General features: G+C 55.0%; 15 protein-coding genes and 1 other annotated feature. Of the genes, 6 read left to right on the forward strand and 9 right to left on the reverse strand.

Annotated features, from left to right (window positions below; translation table 11 throughout):
* Positions 1–18: 18 nt before the first annotated feature.
* The 5 genes from recR to RAC60_RS12365 form a co-directional block, all read right to left on the reverse strand.
* Positions 19–624: a recombination mediator RecR gene (recR, locus tag RAC60_RS12345; RefSeq protein WP_006117920.1), complete on the reverse strand. Its 606-nt coding sequence runs from the start codon at positions 622–624 to the stop codon at positions 19–21.
* Positions 624–953 carry a YbaB/EbfC family nucleoid-associated protein gene (locus RAC60_RS12350; protein WP_033738698.1) on the reverse strand — a complete coding sequence of 110 codons (330 nt, stop codon included), beginning with the start codon at positions 951–953 and terminating at the stop codon, positions 624–626. Before RAC60_RS12350 ends, recR begins: the two co-directional genes overlap by 1 nt.
* A 56-nt stretch (positions 954–1,009) precedes the next feature.
* The gene (gene dnaX / locus RAC60_RS12355; RefSeq protein ID WP_375093869.1) at positions 1,010–2,986 is read right to left on the reverse strand and encodes a DNA polymerase III subunit gamma/tau; all 1,977 of its coding nucleotides are present in this window, start codon (positions 2,984–2,986) and stop codon (positions 1,010–1,012) included.
* Positions 1,607–1,668 (reverse strand) — a sequence feature (DnaX frameshifting element). It overlaps the preceding gene by 62 nt.
* Positions 2,987–3,144: 158 nt before the next feature.
* Complete coding sequence (gene apt / locus RAC60_RS12360) at positions 3,145–3,696, reverse strand: adenine phosphoribosyltransferase (protein ID WP_006117923.1); 552 nt, start codon at positions 3,694–3,696, stop codon at positions 3,145–3,147.
* Positions 3,697–3,841: 145 nt separating this feature from the next.
* On the reverse strand, positions 3,842–4,231 hold the full coding sequence (locus RAC60_RS12365) for a DUF454 family protein (protein WP_164483258.1): 390 nt from the start codon (positions 4,229–4,231) through the stop codon (positions 3,842–3,844).
* Between the two features lie 57 nt (positions 4,232–4,288).
* On the opposite strand from RAC60_RS12365, the gene priC reads away from it, so the two are divergent.
* Both priC and rsmS read left to right on the forward strand, forming a co-directional pair.
* Complete coding sequence (gene priC, locus RAC60_RS12370; protein ID WP_375093871.1) at positions 4,289–4,819, forward strand: primosomal replication protein PriC; 531 nt, start codon at positions 4,289–4,291, stop codon at positions 4,817–4,819.
* Between the two features lie 76 nt (positions 4,820–4,895).
* Complete coding sequence (gene rsmS / locus RAC60_RS12375) at positions 4,896–5,051, forward strand: pleiotropic regulatory protein RsmS (protein WP_006117926.1); 156 nt, start codon at positions 4,896–4,898, stop codon at positions 5,049–5,051.
* On the opposite strand, the gene acrR is transcribed toward rsmS, so the two are convergent.
* Positions 5,048–5,686, reverse strand: coding sequence for a multidrug efflux transporter transcriptional repressor AcrR (gene acrR / locus RAC60_RS12380; protein WP_375093873.1), 639 nt, complete (start codon positions 5,684–5,686; stop codon positions 5,048–5,050). The two genes, rsmS and acrR, sit on opposite strands and share 4 nt — an antisense overlap.
* A gap of 142 nt (positions 5,687–5,828) precedes the next feature.
* On the opposite strand from acrR, the gene RAC60_RS12385 reads away from it, so the two are divergent.
* The 4 genes from RAC60_RS12385 to ykgO all read left to right on the forward strand — a co-directional run bounded on the left by RAC60_RS12385 (position 5,829) and on the right by ykgO (position 11,172).
* Positions 5,829–7,031 carry an efflux RND transporter periplasmic adaptor subunit gene (locus RAC60_RS12385; RefSeq protein ID WP_375093874.1) on the forward strand — a complete coding sequence of 401 codons (1,203 nt, stop codon included), beginning with the start codon at positions 5,829–5,831 and terminating at the stop codon, positions 7,029–7,031.
* Between the two features lie 16 nt (positions 7,032–7,047).
* Positions 7,048–10,206: an efflux RND transporter permease subunit gene (locus RAC60_RS12390; protein WP_375093875.1), complete on the forward strand. Its 3,159-nt coding sequence runs from the start codon at positions 7,048–7,050 to the stop codon at positions 10,204–10,206.
* 559 nt (positions 10,207–10,765) lie between these two features.
* A complete protein-coding gene (locus RAC60_RS12395; RefSeq protein ID WP_375093876.1) occupies positions 10,766–11,020 on the forward strand; it encodes a type B 50S ribosomal protein L31 in 255 nt (84 codons plus the stop codon).
* Positions 11,021–11,031: 11 nt separating this feature from the next.
* The gene (gene ykgO, locus RAC60_RS12400; RefSeq protein ID WP_006117931.1) at positions 11,032–11,172 is read left to right on the forward strand and encodes a type B 50S ribosomal protein L36; all 141 of its coding nucleotides are present in this window, start codon (positions 11,032–11,034) and stop codon (positions 11,170–11,172) included.
* A gap of 57 nt (positions 11,173–11,229) precedes the next feature.
* Here ykgO and RAC60_RS12405 read toward each other — a convergent pair whose 3' ends face one another.
* Genes RAC60_RS12405 through RAC60_RS12415 form a run of 3 tightly spaced genes read right to left on the reverse strand, consistent with a single transcriptional unit; the run spans position 11,230 to position 13,625 of the window.
* Positions 11,230–12,108, reverse strand: a complete 879-nt coding sequence (locus RAC60_RS12405) for a metal ABC transporter substrate-binding protein (RefSeq protein WP_033738684.1) — start codon at positions 12,106–12,108, stop codon at positions 11,230–11,232.
* 12 nt (positions 12,109–12,120) lie between these two features.
* Complete coding sequence (locus RAC60_RS12410; protein WP_058701147.1) at positions 12,121–12,960, reverse strand: metal ABC transporter permease; 840 nt, start codon at positions 12,958–12,960, stop codon at positions 12,121–12,123.
* Entirely contained in the window at positions 12,957–13,625 is a 669-nt protein-coding gene (locus tag RAC60_RS12415) for a metal ABC transporter ATP-binding protein (protein ID WP_033738793.1), read from the reverse strand. The genes RAC60_RS12410 and RAC60_RS12415 overlap by 4 nt, the downstream gene beginning before the upstream one ends.
* Between the last annotated feature and the right edge of the window lie 109 nt (positions 13,626–13,734).

A 13,734-nucleotide genomic window follows, 5' to 3' on the forward strand; every position in this document is an offset into this window, starting at 1 on the left:
CACAACGCCGGCAAGCGTTTAAAATTTAATCTTCTGGCGGCCTGCCAGTGAGTGGGATAGCGTGGTGCCATCCACCATTTCCAGTTCGCCGCCCATCGGAACGCCATGCGCAATGCGGCTGGCTTCAACGCCATACTGGCCACATAATTCTGCAATGTAGTTCGCGGTCGCTTCGCCTTCCACGGTGGGGTTGGTCGCCAGGATCACTTCCTGAATCGCTTCCTTCTCCAGACGCTGTTCCAGCCGATCGAGACCGATATCTGCCGGGCCAATGCCATCCAGGGGCGAAAGATGGCCCATCAGAACGAAATAACGGCCGGCAAATTGCCCGGTTTGCTCAATAGCATGGATATCTGCCGGACTTTCCACCACGCAGATCTGACCGTTTTGCTGACGCCGGGGATTGGCGCAGATAGTGCAGATTTCCTGCTCGGTGAAGGTGCGGCAATCGGCACAGTGACCGATTTCCGACATTGCCCGGGTCAGCGCCTGTGCCAGCCGCATTCCCCCACTACGATCGCGCTGTAGCAGTTGGAACGCCATCCGTTGCGCCGACTTCGGCCCAACGCCCGGCAAACAGCGCAATGATTCCATTAAGGACTCTAGCAGTGGGCTGGTTTGCATCAGAACGGCATCTTGAAGCCTGGTGGCAACTGCATGCCTGAAGAGACAGACGCCATTTTCTCTTTCTGCGCTTCATCAATGCGACGCGCCGCGTCGTTGAAGGCGGCAGCGATCAAATCTTCCAGCATGTCTTTGTCATCTTCCAGCAGGCTGGGATCGACTTCCACACGGCGGCAGTTGTGGGCACCATTGATGGTCACTTTGACCATGCCTGCGCCTGATTCACCCGTGACTTCCAGGGCGGCAATTTCTTCCTGAACCTGGGCCATTTTGTCTTGCATCTGCTGGGCCTGTTTCATCAGGTTGCCCAATCCGCCTTTACCAAACATAGTTTTCTCTCTCTGCTGAGGCTACAACGCGGTTTATTCATAACGTTGCAGCGTGTTCAAACGGGTCGAATGCTTTCCTCATCCAAATCGGCATCGAAAAAGCGACGAAGGGTTTGAATGTGGCTGTCACTCAAGATGGACTGACGCGCCTGCGCCAGCTTCTCTTCATAAATGGCCTGACGCCACTCCAGTGGCGTCAATACCGTAGGATTATCGTCTTCAATAACCGACAGTTCAACCTGATGTCCGGCAACCTGACTCAATGCGGCGGTCAGGGCCTGCTGCGCGGAGGCCGAATTCAGGTGGCGCTGGCTGGAACGTAAATGCAGGCAAATACCCTGATCGGTGGTCTCTTTCCAGGCATTCAACGCCAGCTGTTGAACCAGTTTAGGCAGCGGCAAACCGGCCACTTCAGCCGCCCAGGCATCACGCTGCTGGGCTTCTTCAGCCAGCCGTGCGGCCAGCTCAGGATTTTTCTCATGCTCCAGCGCAGAACGCAAGGCTTTTGGCGTGGCGACGGGCGCGGCCGCTTCGGTTACGGGCGTCAGCGCTTTCCAGCGGTACGCCTCTTTTTTTACCGGCGCGTCAGGGGCGCGCTCACGCACACGCTGCTGACTGCGCTCGGTCACCGAGGCCAGTCGCTCAAGGGCAGAACTGGCCGGCCGCGCACCTGGCGCTGCCGGCTCACTCTTTTTTGCTTTGTTTGCTCCCTGGCGCAGCAGTTGGGTGCGCGCCTGCAGGAGCTGGCTGGTGGAACTGGACAGTGACGATTCGGGTGCCGCAGGCGAGACAGACTGCGCGGTTGGTGCCGAATCGGGTTCGGGTGCCGCCATTTGTGGCCGGGCAGCGGGCGCCGATTCGGTTGGCGACGGCGGTACGTTCTGTACCGGCACCGGCGCTGACTGCGCAGTCAGCGTGGGCCGCGCGATCGGCTCCGCGACGGCCGCTTTGGGATGAAACGCCAGCGCGCGCAATAAGGCCATCTCAATGCCCATACGACGATCGGGCGCAAGGGGTAAATCTTTGCGCCCCATCAGCAGGGTTTGATAATAAAGCTGCAGATCGGCAGGCGGCACGACGCGCGCCAGTTCCCGCAGGCGCAACGCATTGCTTTCTTCATCGTCGTTAAGAGAGGCAGGCAGTAACTGTACCATGGCAATGCGGTGCAGCAGGCGCAGCATCTCAAGGAGCAATGCCTCCCAGTCAACCCCGCGCGAAGCTGCCTGCGCCAGCAACGCCATCACCTGTTCTCCGTTGCCGTCGACTACGGCTTCAAGCAGCCCCAGGGGTTGCTCATCGTCAAGCGTCCCGAGCATCGCCCCGACGGTCGCGCTGGTCACGCTGCCCTCGCCCATCGCAATGGCCTGATCGGTAAGGCTCAGCGCATCGCGCATACTGCCATCGGCAGCACGGGCCAGCAGTTGCAGCGCCCGCGGTTCCCGGGCGATGTGCTCCTGTTCTAATACGTTGTCAAGCTGCTGACGGATCTGGTCAACATCCAGCGCTTTAAGGTGAAACTGCAGACAACGGGACAGGATTGTCACCGGCAGCTTCTGCGGATCGGTCGTCGCCAGCAGGAATTTAACGTGTGAAGGCGGTTCTTCCAGCGTTTTCAGCAGCGCATTGAAGCTGTGACGCGACAGCATGTGCACTTCATCAATAAGGTAAACTTTAAAGCGGCCGCGGGCGGGCGCATACTGCACGTTATCAAGCAGATCGCGCGTGTCTTCCACTTTGGTGCGCGAGGCGGCATCAATTTCGATGAGATCGACAAAACGGCCCTGTTCGATCTCACGGCAGTTATCGCACTGGCCACAGGGCGTGGCGGTGATCCCGGTTTCGCAGTTAAGGCCTTTTGCCAGCAGACGGGCAATCGTGGTTTTCCCTACGCCCCGTGTGCCGGAGAAGAGATAAGCATGATGGATGCGTCCCAGAGACAATCCATTCGCCAGCGCCGTCAGAACATGTTCCTGACCGACAACATCAGCAAACGCCTGTGGACGCCATTTTCGGGCAAGTACCTGATAGCTCATGTGGTTTCGACGAATTTGGATGGAAATGTGAGCGCAGACGCACTGCAACCCCTGTATATGATTGCAGTAGTCTAACAGCTACGCTTTCACCTATCACTCGTTATCTTGAAGCGGTAAAGCGGAATGGCCCCACAGGTGCGCGAGGCCAGAAGCGAGGCTTAGTGGCCGGGGAAATTGACCAGGCTGTAGCTGTCAACGCCCAGCGCCTTGAGGCGGGCTTCCCCTGCCAAATCGAACAGGTTAATAATAAAAGCAGCATCTTTCACTTCACCGCCTGCACGACGGATCAGTTTGATCGTGGCTTCCAGCGTTCCGCCGGTCGCCAGCAGATCGTCGACCACCAGCACGACGTCGCCCGGCTGGATCGCATCTTTGTGCAATTCCAGTTGGTCGGTACCGTATTCCAGCTCGTAGGATTCGCTGTAGGTTTCACGTGGCAGTTTGCCCGGTTTACGCACCGGGACAAAACCCAGCCCCAGCCCCAGGGCAACCGGCGCACCAAAGAGGAAGCCACGCGCTTCTGTGCCGACAACTTTGGTGATGCCTTTATTACGGTAGCGCTCAACCAGCAGGGCGATGGACGCTGCATAGGCGTTCGGGTCTTCCAACAGGCTGGTGACGTCACGGAAAAGAATACCCGGCTTCGGGTAATCAGGAATACTTTTGATACTGTTTTTAATCAGTTCAAGCTGCTGCGCAGTGTCGGTCATAATCTTAAGCCTGGTAAAAAAATTCTGTTTTGCGCAGCTTCAATAGCGCCAATACTTGATTAAAGGTTCAGCGGAAATACATTCATAATGGGAAGCCGCACACGAAGAGGCCCAAATCTAAGCAAATGGCCGGCTAATTGCAACTTTATCGCGGAGGTAAACTGTCGTCTGGTGTTTCTGCCACCACCGGCATCCGCCACATAAACAGCAACAGAAGGCACAACATGATGCCCAGCATGATCCGTACCCACAGCACAGGCACCAGCCACAAGGATAACGCAAATGTCGCCACAATCAGTACGATGGCGCGGCTTTTTGCCCCTGGCGGTATGCCACGATGCTGTTGCCAGTGGCGAATATAGCGACCAAAGGGCGATTTCCAGAGCAGCCAGTGATGAAAACGTGGTGAAGAACGGGCAAAACACCATGCTGCCAGCAGCATGAATGGCGTTGTAGGTAACAAAGGTAATACAATGCCCAGTATGCCAAGCACTATCGCCAGCCAACCCAGGGTTAATAAGACAATGCGTTGCATACCTGCCACCCAGTGCGTTTTCCGTTGCATGACTTTAGCATACCTGCGTTGGGCGCAATGAGTAAGCATCCGACGCGGCAAAGGCTGCATCACTGCCTTCTCACCTTGCGCCAGGCCATCCACAGCCATCCCGACGGCGAGTGTCGCTCGCCGCGTTTTGACAACCAACTCTTTACGACGAAAGGGACCCTACTGGCCGATTATCTGCAGGAAATTGAGCACAACTATCAGCGCCTTTGTCAGGCCGGCGAGGATGTGGAACGTAGCCAGTGGCTGGCGGGTCATCTGGTGGACCAAATCGCCGCCCTGCAGCGTGAAGCCAGTACCCAGCAACTTCGTAGCCGCGCAGAACGTGCCCGGCCTTCCGCCCGTCAGCAAAAATATCTGGAATACCGGGAATATGAGCGTCGACTACAGGCGATGATCGACCAGCGGGAGCAACGGCTGGCGCTGGCAGAAACCTTTGCCGTTCAGCAGCAGTTGAAAAAAGACCTGGAGGTACTGGAAGGCCGTATGGCACGCTGCCGGCAGGCGATCCGCTCGGTGGAGTGGGCAATGTCACTGTCAGACAGCCCGTTTAGCAGTTAATGCGCTATCTTTGCAAGACCGCCATCGCAGGATGGCACGCTTATCAGGCCCATGATACAACGTCGCAGGAGGAATGATGTCCCTGGAAACGGCCCCCGAAGAGGTCAAACTGGCGGTAGATTTGATTCAGCTGTTTGAAGAACACCAACTGTCGGTGGAAACGGTGTTGTCCGCCCTGGCCATTGTTCAGCGCGATTACGAAAAGAAACGCGACGAACAGCGCAAAGACTAAGCCTTTTTTGCCAGCGTCGGACTTAAGAGCAACATATCAATCAGGGCATCCACCAGTTCGGGCGCATCGGCAACCAGATCGAATTTGCCAGGCGTAAAAAGCCAGCTTTCCATCATGCCATTGACATAGCTGCGCATGATTAACGCCGCCTGTCGGGTCTGGAACGTTTCTGGAAGTTGCCCGGCATCAATGCACTGACGCAGTACGTCTTCAATTTCGTTGTAACGCTCAAGCAACAGACTTTGCTGGATACTTTTTACGGCAGCCATTTCCCCGACAAATTCGCATTTATGAAAGATGATTTCCATCAACGCACGGCGCTGCGGATCGCGCGCAGTCGCCTGAAAGATATAGACCAGCATCGCCCGTAAAATGGAGAGTGGATCACCAGGGTATTTTGTTTGATACTCAAGTTTCACTTCATTAAGCCCGGCATCGCAGCGAAGCCATATTTCGTTCAACAAATCGGCTTTGTTTTTGAAATGCCAGTAGATAGCGCCACGGGTTACGCTGGCTGCAGAAGCGATGTCCGCCAGGGAGGTGGCTGAAACCCCCTCTTTCGAAAACAGAGCAAGGGCGGCGTCCAGAATTTGATGCCGGGTTTCAAGAGCTTGCGCTTTGGTTTTTCGTGCCATAGGGGACTTTTTTTACAAACAGGTAAGTTTACATACATTTGTGAATGTATGTACCATAGCACGAGCTAAAATAATACGCAGCAATGGGTTCATGGCTTTGTGATCCATTGATCATTTGATATCGGACTCTAGAGGTTTATTTATGAACAAATTCAGAGGGTTAACGCCTCTGGCGGCCGTCCTGATGCTCTCAGGCAGCTTTGTGTTAACAGGATGTGACGGAAATAAATCCGACCAGGCCGCCCAACAACAGCCGCCGGAAGTCGGTGTTGTCACCGTTAAAAGTGGACCCCTAAAAATTTCGACCGAACTGCCTGGCCGTACCCTGGCTTACCGTATTGCCGAAGTGCGTCCGCAGGTTTCCGGTATCATTCTGAAGCGTAACTTTATTGAAGGCAGTGAGATTAAAGCCGGTGAATCGCTCTATCAGATCGATCCCGCGACCTATCAGGCGTCCTATGACAGCGCCAAAGCCGATTTAGCGAAAGCAGAGGCCAATGCACGTATAGCGCAACTGACGGTCAATCGTTATAAGCCGCTGCTTGGCACCAAATATATCAGTCAGCAGGACTACGATAATGCCGTCGCCACCGCGGCACAAAACAATGCGGCCGTTCAGGCCGCGAAGGCTAACGTAGAAACCGCACGCATTAACCTGGCGTACACAAAAGTCTCTTCGCCTATCAGTGGCCGCATTGGTAAGTCATCCGTTACAGAAGGTGCGCTGGTACAAAGCGGGCAAACCACAGCGCTGGCCACGGTGCAGCAGTTGGATCCGATGTATGTCGATGTTACCCAGTCGAGTGAAGATTTCCTGCGTCTGCGTTCAGAACTGGAGTCCGGTCAGCTGAAACAGAACGATGGCAAAGCCAACGTTACCCTGCTGATGCAGAATGGTAAAAACTATGCTCAGCCGGGTACGCTGGAGTTCTCGGATGTGACCGTTGATCAAACCACCGGCTCGATCACCCTGCGCGCGATCTTCCCTAACCCTGATAAAGCCTTGCTGCCAGGGATGTTTGTACGTGCCCGTCTGGATGAAGGCACCAATCCAAACGCCCTGCTCGTTCCTCAGCAGGCGGTAACGCGCACACCAACCGGTGACGCCTCTGTCATGGTGGTCGGCGCGGACAATAAAGTTGAAGCACGTAAGATCAAAGCAGCCCAGGCTATTGGCGATAAATGGCTGGTAACAGAAGGTCTGAAAGCGGGCGAGCGTGTGATCTTTACAGGTCTGCAGCGTGCAAAACCGGGTGCACAAGTTACACCTAAAGAAGTCACAGACGATGCAAAAGCCGCAAAAGGTGATCCCTCTCAGGCCCAGTCTGCTAAAACATCGTCCTAACAGGAGCCGTTGATACATGGCTAAGTTCTTTATCGATCGCCCAATCTTTGCGTGGGTGCTGGCTATTATCGTCATGCTGGCGGGCGCGTTATCGATTATTAAATTACCGATTGAGCAATATCCCAATGTTGCGCCACCGGCCATTGAGATTCAGGCCAACTACCCTGGTGCTGACGCGAAAACGTTGCAAGACTCGGTGACGCAGGTCATCGAACAAAACATGAACGGCATTGATGGCCTGATGTATATGTCATCAAGCAGTGATTCCTCGGGTGCGCTGACGCTGACTATCTCCTTCCAGTCAGGGACTGATGCGGATATTGCGCAGGTTCAGGTGCAGAACAAACTGCAGCTGGCAATGCCACTGCTGCCTCAGGAAGTGCAACAACAGGGGATTCAGGTTAAAAAATCCTCCAGTAGCTTCCTGATGGTAGCGGGTTTCATCAGCGATGATGGCAGCATGACGCAGAACGATATTGCTGACTATGTTGCCTCTAACATCAAAGATCCTATCAGCCGTACGCCTGGCGTGGGTGATACCCAGGTCTTTGGTGCGCAGTACGCGATGCGCATCTGGATGGATCCGAGTAAGTTAAATAACTATCAGCTGACGCCGGTTGATGTGATCAATGCGCTTAAAACCCAGAACGCCCAGGTGGCTGCCGGTCAGTTAGGCGGAACACCGCCGGTACCGGGACAGCAGCTGAACGCCTCAATTATTGCGCAAACGCGTCTGACCTCCACCAAAGAGTTCGGCAACATTCTGCTGAAAGTGAATAACGATGGCTCTCAGGTGCGTCTGCGCGATGTGGCACAGATCGAACTGGGTGGTGAAAACTACGAGATCATTGCGCGCTATAACGGTAAGCCTGCGTCCGGTATCGGTATCAAACTGGCGACCGGCGCTAACGCCCTGAATACCGCCGAAGCCGTTAAAGCCGAGCTGGCTAAGCTGCAGCCTACGTTCCCGGCGGGAATGAAGGTCGTTTATCCTTACGACACCACACCGTTCGTTAAAATTTCTATTTTCGAAGTGGTGAAAACACTGATGGAAGCGATTCTGTTGGTGTTCCTGGTGATGTATCTGTTCCTGCAAAACTTCCGAGCCACGCTGATTCCGACTATTGCCGTCCCGGTTGTGTTGCTGGGGACCTTCGCCATAATCGGCGCCTTTGGTTACTCGATAAACACCCTGACGATGTTCGGGATGGTGCTGGCCATCGGCCTGTTGGTGGATGACGCCATCGTGGTGGTCGAGAACGTCGAGCGCGTCATGGTGGAGGAAGGACTGCCACCGAAAGAAGCGACCAAGCGCTCGATGGAGCAGATTCAGGGCGCACTGGTCGGTATTGCCCTGGTGCTGTCAGCGGTCTTTATTCCCATGGCTTTCTTTGGTGGATCGACCGGCGTGATTTATCGTCAGTTCTCCATCACCATCGTGTCGGCCATGGCGCTGTCAGTACTGGTTGCGTTGATTCTGACGCCCGCACTCTGCGCCACTATGCTCAAGCCGGTGAAAAAAGGCGATCACGGTGCCACCAAAGGCTTCTTTGGCTGGTTCAACCGCCTGTTTGACAAGAGTACGCATCACTATGTTGACAGCGTAGGTCACATCGTTCGCGGTACGGGTCGCTATCTGCTGCTTTATCTGCTGATTGTGCTGGGAATGGCGTTTCTGTTCCTGCGTCTGCCTTCATCGTTCCTGCCGGAAGAAGATCAGGGCCTGTTACTGGCTCAGGCTCAGCTCCCTGCCGGTGCTACACAAGAGCGCACGCAGAAAGTGCTGGATCAGGTTTCTGATTACTTCCTGACGAAAGAAAAAGACTCGGTGAAATCTGTCTTTACCGTTGCGGGCTTTGGCTTTGCGGGCCGTGGACAGAATACCGGTATTGCCTTCGTCAGCCTCAAGCCGTGGGATGAGCGTACCAGCAGCGACATGAAAGTGCCTGCGATCCAGGGACGTGCAATGCAAGCGCTGGCGCAAATTAAAGACGGTATGGTCTTTGCGTTTAACCTGCCGGCCATTATCGAGTTAGGTAACGCGACCGGCTTTGACTTTGAACTTATCGATCAGGGTAACCTGGGGCATGAAAAGCTGACGCAGGCGCGTAACCAGCTGTTTGGCATGATCGCACAACATCCGGATACGCTGGTCGGTGTGCGTCCCAACGGTCTGGAAGATACGCCGCAGTTCAAACTGGATATCGATCAGGAGAAAGCCCAGGCACTGGGTGTCTCACTCAGTGATATCAATACCACGCTGGGCGCATCCTGGGGCGGCTCTTACGTTAACGACTTCATTGACCGCGGTCGTGTGAAGAAAGTCTACGTGATGGGTAAAGCTGATGCGCGTATGCTGCCTGACGACATCAATAAGTGGTATGTCCGAAACAGCAAAGGCGAGATGGTGCCCTTCTCTGCCTTCTCATCAGCACGCTGGCAGTATGGTTCACCGCGTCTGGAACGTTACAACGGTTTACCGTCTATGGAAATCCTGGGGCAGGCAGCCCCTGGCAAGAGCTCCGGTGATGCCATGAACCTGATGGAAGAACTGGCTTCGAAACTGCCGTCGGGCATTGGCTTTGACTGGACCGGGATGTCCTATCAGGAACGTCTGTCGGGTAACCAGGCACCTGCCTTGTATGCCATTTCACTGATCGTCGTGTTCCTGTGCCTCGCGGCCCTGTATGAGAGCTGGTCCATTCCGTTCTCGGTCATGCTGGTGGTTCCGCTGGGCGTGGTCGGTGCATTGATCTTTACGACCTTGCGCGGACTGAGCAATGACGTTTACTTTGTCGTGGGGTTACTGACCACTATTGGCCTCTCGGCGAAGAACGCCATCCTGATCGTGGAATTTGCGAAGGACCTGATGGAGAAAGAAGGCAAAGGGCTGGTGGAAGCCACGCTTGAAGCCTGCCGTATGCGTCTGCGTCCTATCCTGATGACCTCACTGGCGTTTATTCTGGGCGTACTGCCGCTGGCCATCAGTACCGGTGCCGGCTCTGGTGCACAGAATGCGGTCGGTACGGGCGTCATGGGCGGGATGGTGACCGCGACCGCGCTGGCCATCTTCTTCGTACCGGTATTCTTTGTGGTGGTGCGTCGTCGCTTTGGTAAAAACAAAGCCGAGATCGAAAAGGGTCATCCCGTCGATCATCCTGACCACTCGCATTAATCTGTAAACTAAAAGGCCGCATCAGCGGCCTTTTTTAATGCCTCACGCCGTCTCTTTTTTGACAGCCACAGGGATTAACCGCTGCCATGATGACGCTGGCTTGTATTATCGCGATAACTTCCTGTTCACTCGGGGTGAACGCTGCCTTCCTCACCCTCTTTTACATTCAGGTTGGTCACGCCCGGCGCGCTCCCGGATGACCTGACGAGTCACTTTGTTTCTTTTCGGTCTTAACCGGTTCACGCTGATTTCACACCCGCTTCTTTCTCTTGTCTCTGCCCGGCTTCTTACCCTCTCGTCAGACTGCGCTGACGTGTCACGCGGCTGACAAGCGTGTCTGAAGCCACTTTGTCTTTGTGGCAGCGCAAATCTGTTCTTTCCTGTCTGCCTGAAGCACGGTCTGCCGTGCGCCTGTTCTCAGTCAGCGACAGCGTGCTATCCGTTGCACGGTTTGCCCGCCATCGCCGCCCCGCTGTTTCCCCTGGGTTTTACAGGGTTGCATTCATATCGGCCACGGCGCATAATATTGTTATATTATAACATTACATTGGTGAGAAGTATGAAAGCGAATATTCATCCCTCCTATCGTGCCGTGGTGTTCCATGACACCTCGGCTGATGTCTTTTTCAGAATCGGTTCAACAATCAAAACCGACCGTACCGTTGAGTTTGAAGGCGAAACCCTGCCGTATGTGACGCTTGATGTCTCCTCGGCCTCTCATGTGTTTTACACCGGTAAGCAGAAAGACTTTGCCAAAGAAGGCAGTACCGCGCGCTTTAATCAGCGTTTTGGGCGTTTTCTGGGTCGGAAATAAGCGAGGGCAACATGCAGGTACTCAGCTCACTCCGTTGCGCAAAGCGTCGCCATCGGGATTGCAAAGTCGTTCGGCGTAAAGGCCGTATCTATGTCATCTGCAAAACGAATCCGCGCTTTAAAGCCGTGCAGGGAAGAAAGAAAAAACGTTGATGTGTCGTGAACCTTAGCCGGACTGTCTCTTTCGAGCCATTCCGGCTTTTTTTATGCTTAGCGCATGCTCTTGAGCATCACGTCAACGTTGTGTTTAAACGCGGCTTCATAGGTCGGCGCCGGGCCGGACGCGGTGGACAGCGCTTCCGGATAAAGCTCACCACCCGGCTTCGCGCCTGTCGCGCTGGCAATCTGTTTCACCAGACGGGGATCGGTCTGATTTTCCATAAAGTAGGTTTTGATATGCTCCTGCTTAAGTTGGGTGATCAAACTGGCTACATCGCTGGCGCTGGCTTCCGCTTCGGTGGAGAAACCAACCGGCGCAAGGAACGTGACGCCATAGCGTTGCCCAAAGTAACCGAAAGCATCATGGCTGGTCAGCACCTTACGTTTTTGCTGCGGAATGGCGGCAAAAGAGGTTTTGGCCCAGGCGTCCAGCTTTTGCAGTTGCTGAATATACTTTTCGCCGCGCTGACGGATATCTTCAGCGTCCTGGGGATCGGCCTTGATTAACGCATTCATTACGTTTTTGGCATAAATGGTGCCGTTATACATGCTGTTCCACGCATGGGGATCGGTAATGGTTTTGCCATCCTCTTCCATCGTGCGGGTTTCAATCCCTGTCGAGGCCACTACCGGCTCCCCTTTATAACCTGAGGCCGTCACCAGACGGTTCATCCAGCCCTCCAGACCAAGTCCGCTGACAAACACCACATCGGCTTTTGCCAGCGCTTCGCTGTCCTGCGGCGTCGGTTCAAAAGTATGGGGATCGCCATTGGGCCCGACCAGGCTTTTAACATGAACATGATCGCCGCCAATTTGTTTGACGATATCGGCCAGCACGGTAAAACTCGCCACCGCATCGATCGTTTTCGCCATGGTGAAGGGGCTGACGACTAATGCACCGATTGCCAGACTAATGGGTAATATCTTCATCGCTACCTCTGATTAATGGCGGCGCAGAATGCCACCGCACGGCCCTGTTAAGATGGAGAGAAAAAACAACATTGCGGCACTCAACACCACCGCCGGTCCGGCCGGCAGTGAAAAGTGCCAGGAAAGGATTAACCCCGTAAATGCCGACAGGACAGCCATCAACATGGCCGCGCCCAGCATCAGTACCAGATGACGGCTCCAGAATCGCGCGCTGGCGGCAGGCAACATCATCAGCCCGACCGACATCAGCGTGCCCAGCACCTGAAAACCCGCCACCAGGTTAAGCACCACCAGCGTCAGGAAAATACCGTGCACCAGCGGTGCGCTCCATTTACCTTGCGCACGCAGGAAATCCGCATCAAAAGCGTCAATGACCAGAGGGCGATAGATTACCGCCAGCATCAAGAGGGTAAACGCGGCGATGCTGCCCACCACGATCAGGGCCGGGTTGTCCACCGCCAGCAATGAACCGAACAGGACGTGAAGCAGATCCACGCTGGAGCCACGCAGTGACACTAACGTCACGCCCAGCGCCAGCGAACCCAGATAGAAGCCGGCAAAACTCGCATCTTCTTTCAGTGGCGTATAACGGCTGACCGCACCGGACAATAACGCCACCGCCAGCCCCGCTATCAGCCCACCCACGCCCATCGCAACAAGGGATAAGCCTGAGATTAAATAGCCAATGGCGGCACCGGGCAGTACGGCATGGGATAACGCATCACCGATCAGGCTCATACGCCGTAAGGAGAGAAAGACGCCCAGCGGGGTGGCACTGAATGCCAGAGCAATACAGGCCACCAGCGCCCTGCGCATAAAGCTGAATTCAATAAAAGGTTGAATAAGCGTCACGGGGCAATGCTCCGTAACGGCGTCATAGCAACCGCACTGCGCTGATGCGATCCCTCATCCATTGACAGCACATCCGTAAAATAACGTTCAACTAACGGACGGTCATGCAACACGACCAGCAGCGTCGTGCCCGCCTGCTGCTGCTGCTGCAAAATTGACATCAGTAACGCCACCGTTTTGCTGTCAATGCCGTTAAAAGGCTCATCCAGCAGCCACAAGCGACTACGTTGCAGCATGAGCCGGGCAAACAGGACACGCTGTAGCTGGCCGCCAGACAATGTCGCGGGCTGAGCATCCGCATAATCACGCATCTGCACCGCATCCAGCGCGGCGTTTATCTCATTGCGCAGTGCCCGGTTAATGCCGCCAAACCAGCCACAGCGCGGCCAGCAGCCAATAGAAACCAGCTCAAACACGGTGAGAGGGAAACGCGTTTCCAGTTCGCTACGTTGCGGCAACCAGCCCACTTCACGGCGCGAGATCCGCACATCACACTGCCCGCTTACCGGGGGTAATAATCCGGCGATCGTCTTTATCAGGGTAGATTTACCGCTGCCGTTGGCACCGATTAAGGCGGTCATACTGCCCTGCGCCAGTTCTGTTGTCACAACGGGCGTGACCGCGCGTCCCTGATAACCTGCCTGCAAATGCCTGAACGTTATCACGGCTGCATTCCCCACCACATCGCCAGCGCCAGTACGGCGATTAACATCAATGCCACCAACAGCCGTCCACCGAGTGACATCAACAGTCCACTTTGATTCATCACTACAC

Source organism: Pantoea sp. BR_17, assembly GCF_041955125.1.
In the GTDB taxonomy this organism is placed as follows: Bacteria; Pseudomonadota; Gammaproteobacteria; order Enterobacterales; family Enterobacteriaceae; genus Pantoea; species Pantoea stewartii.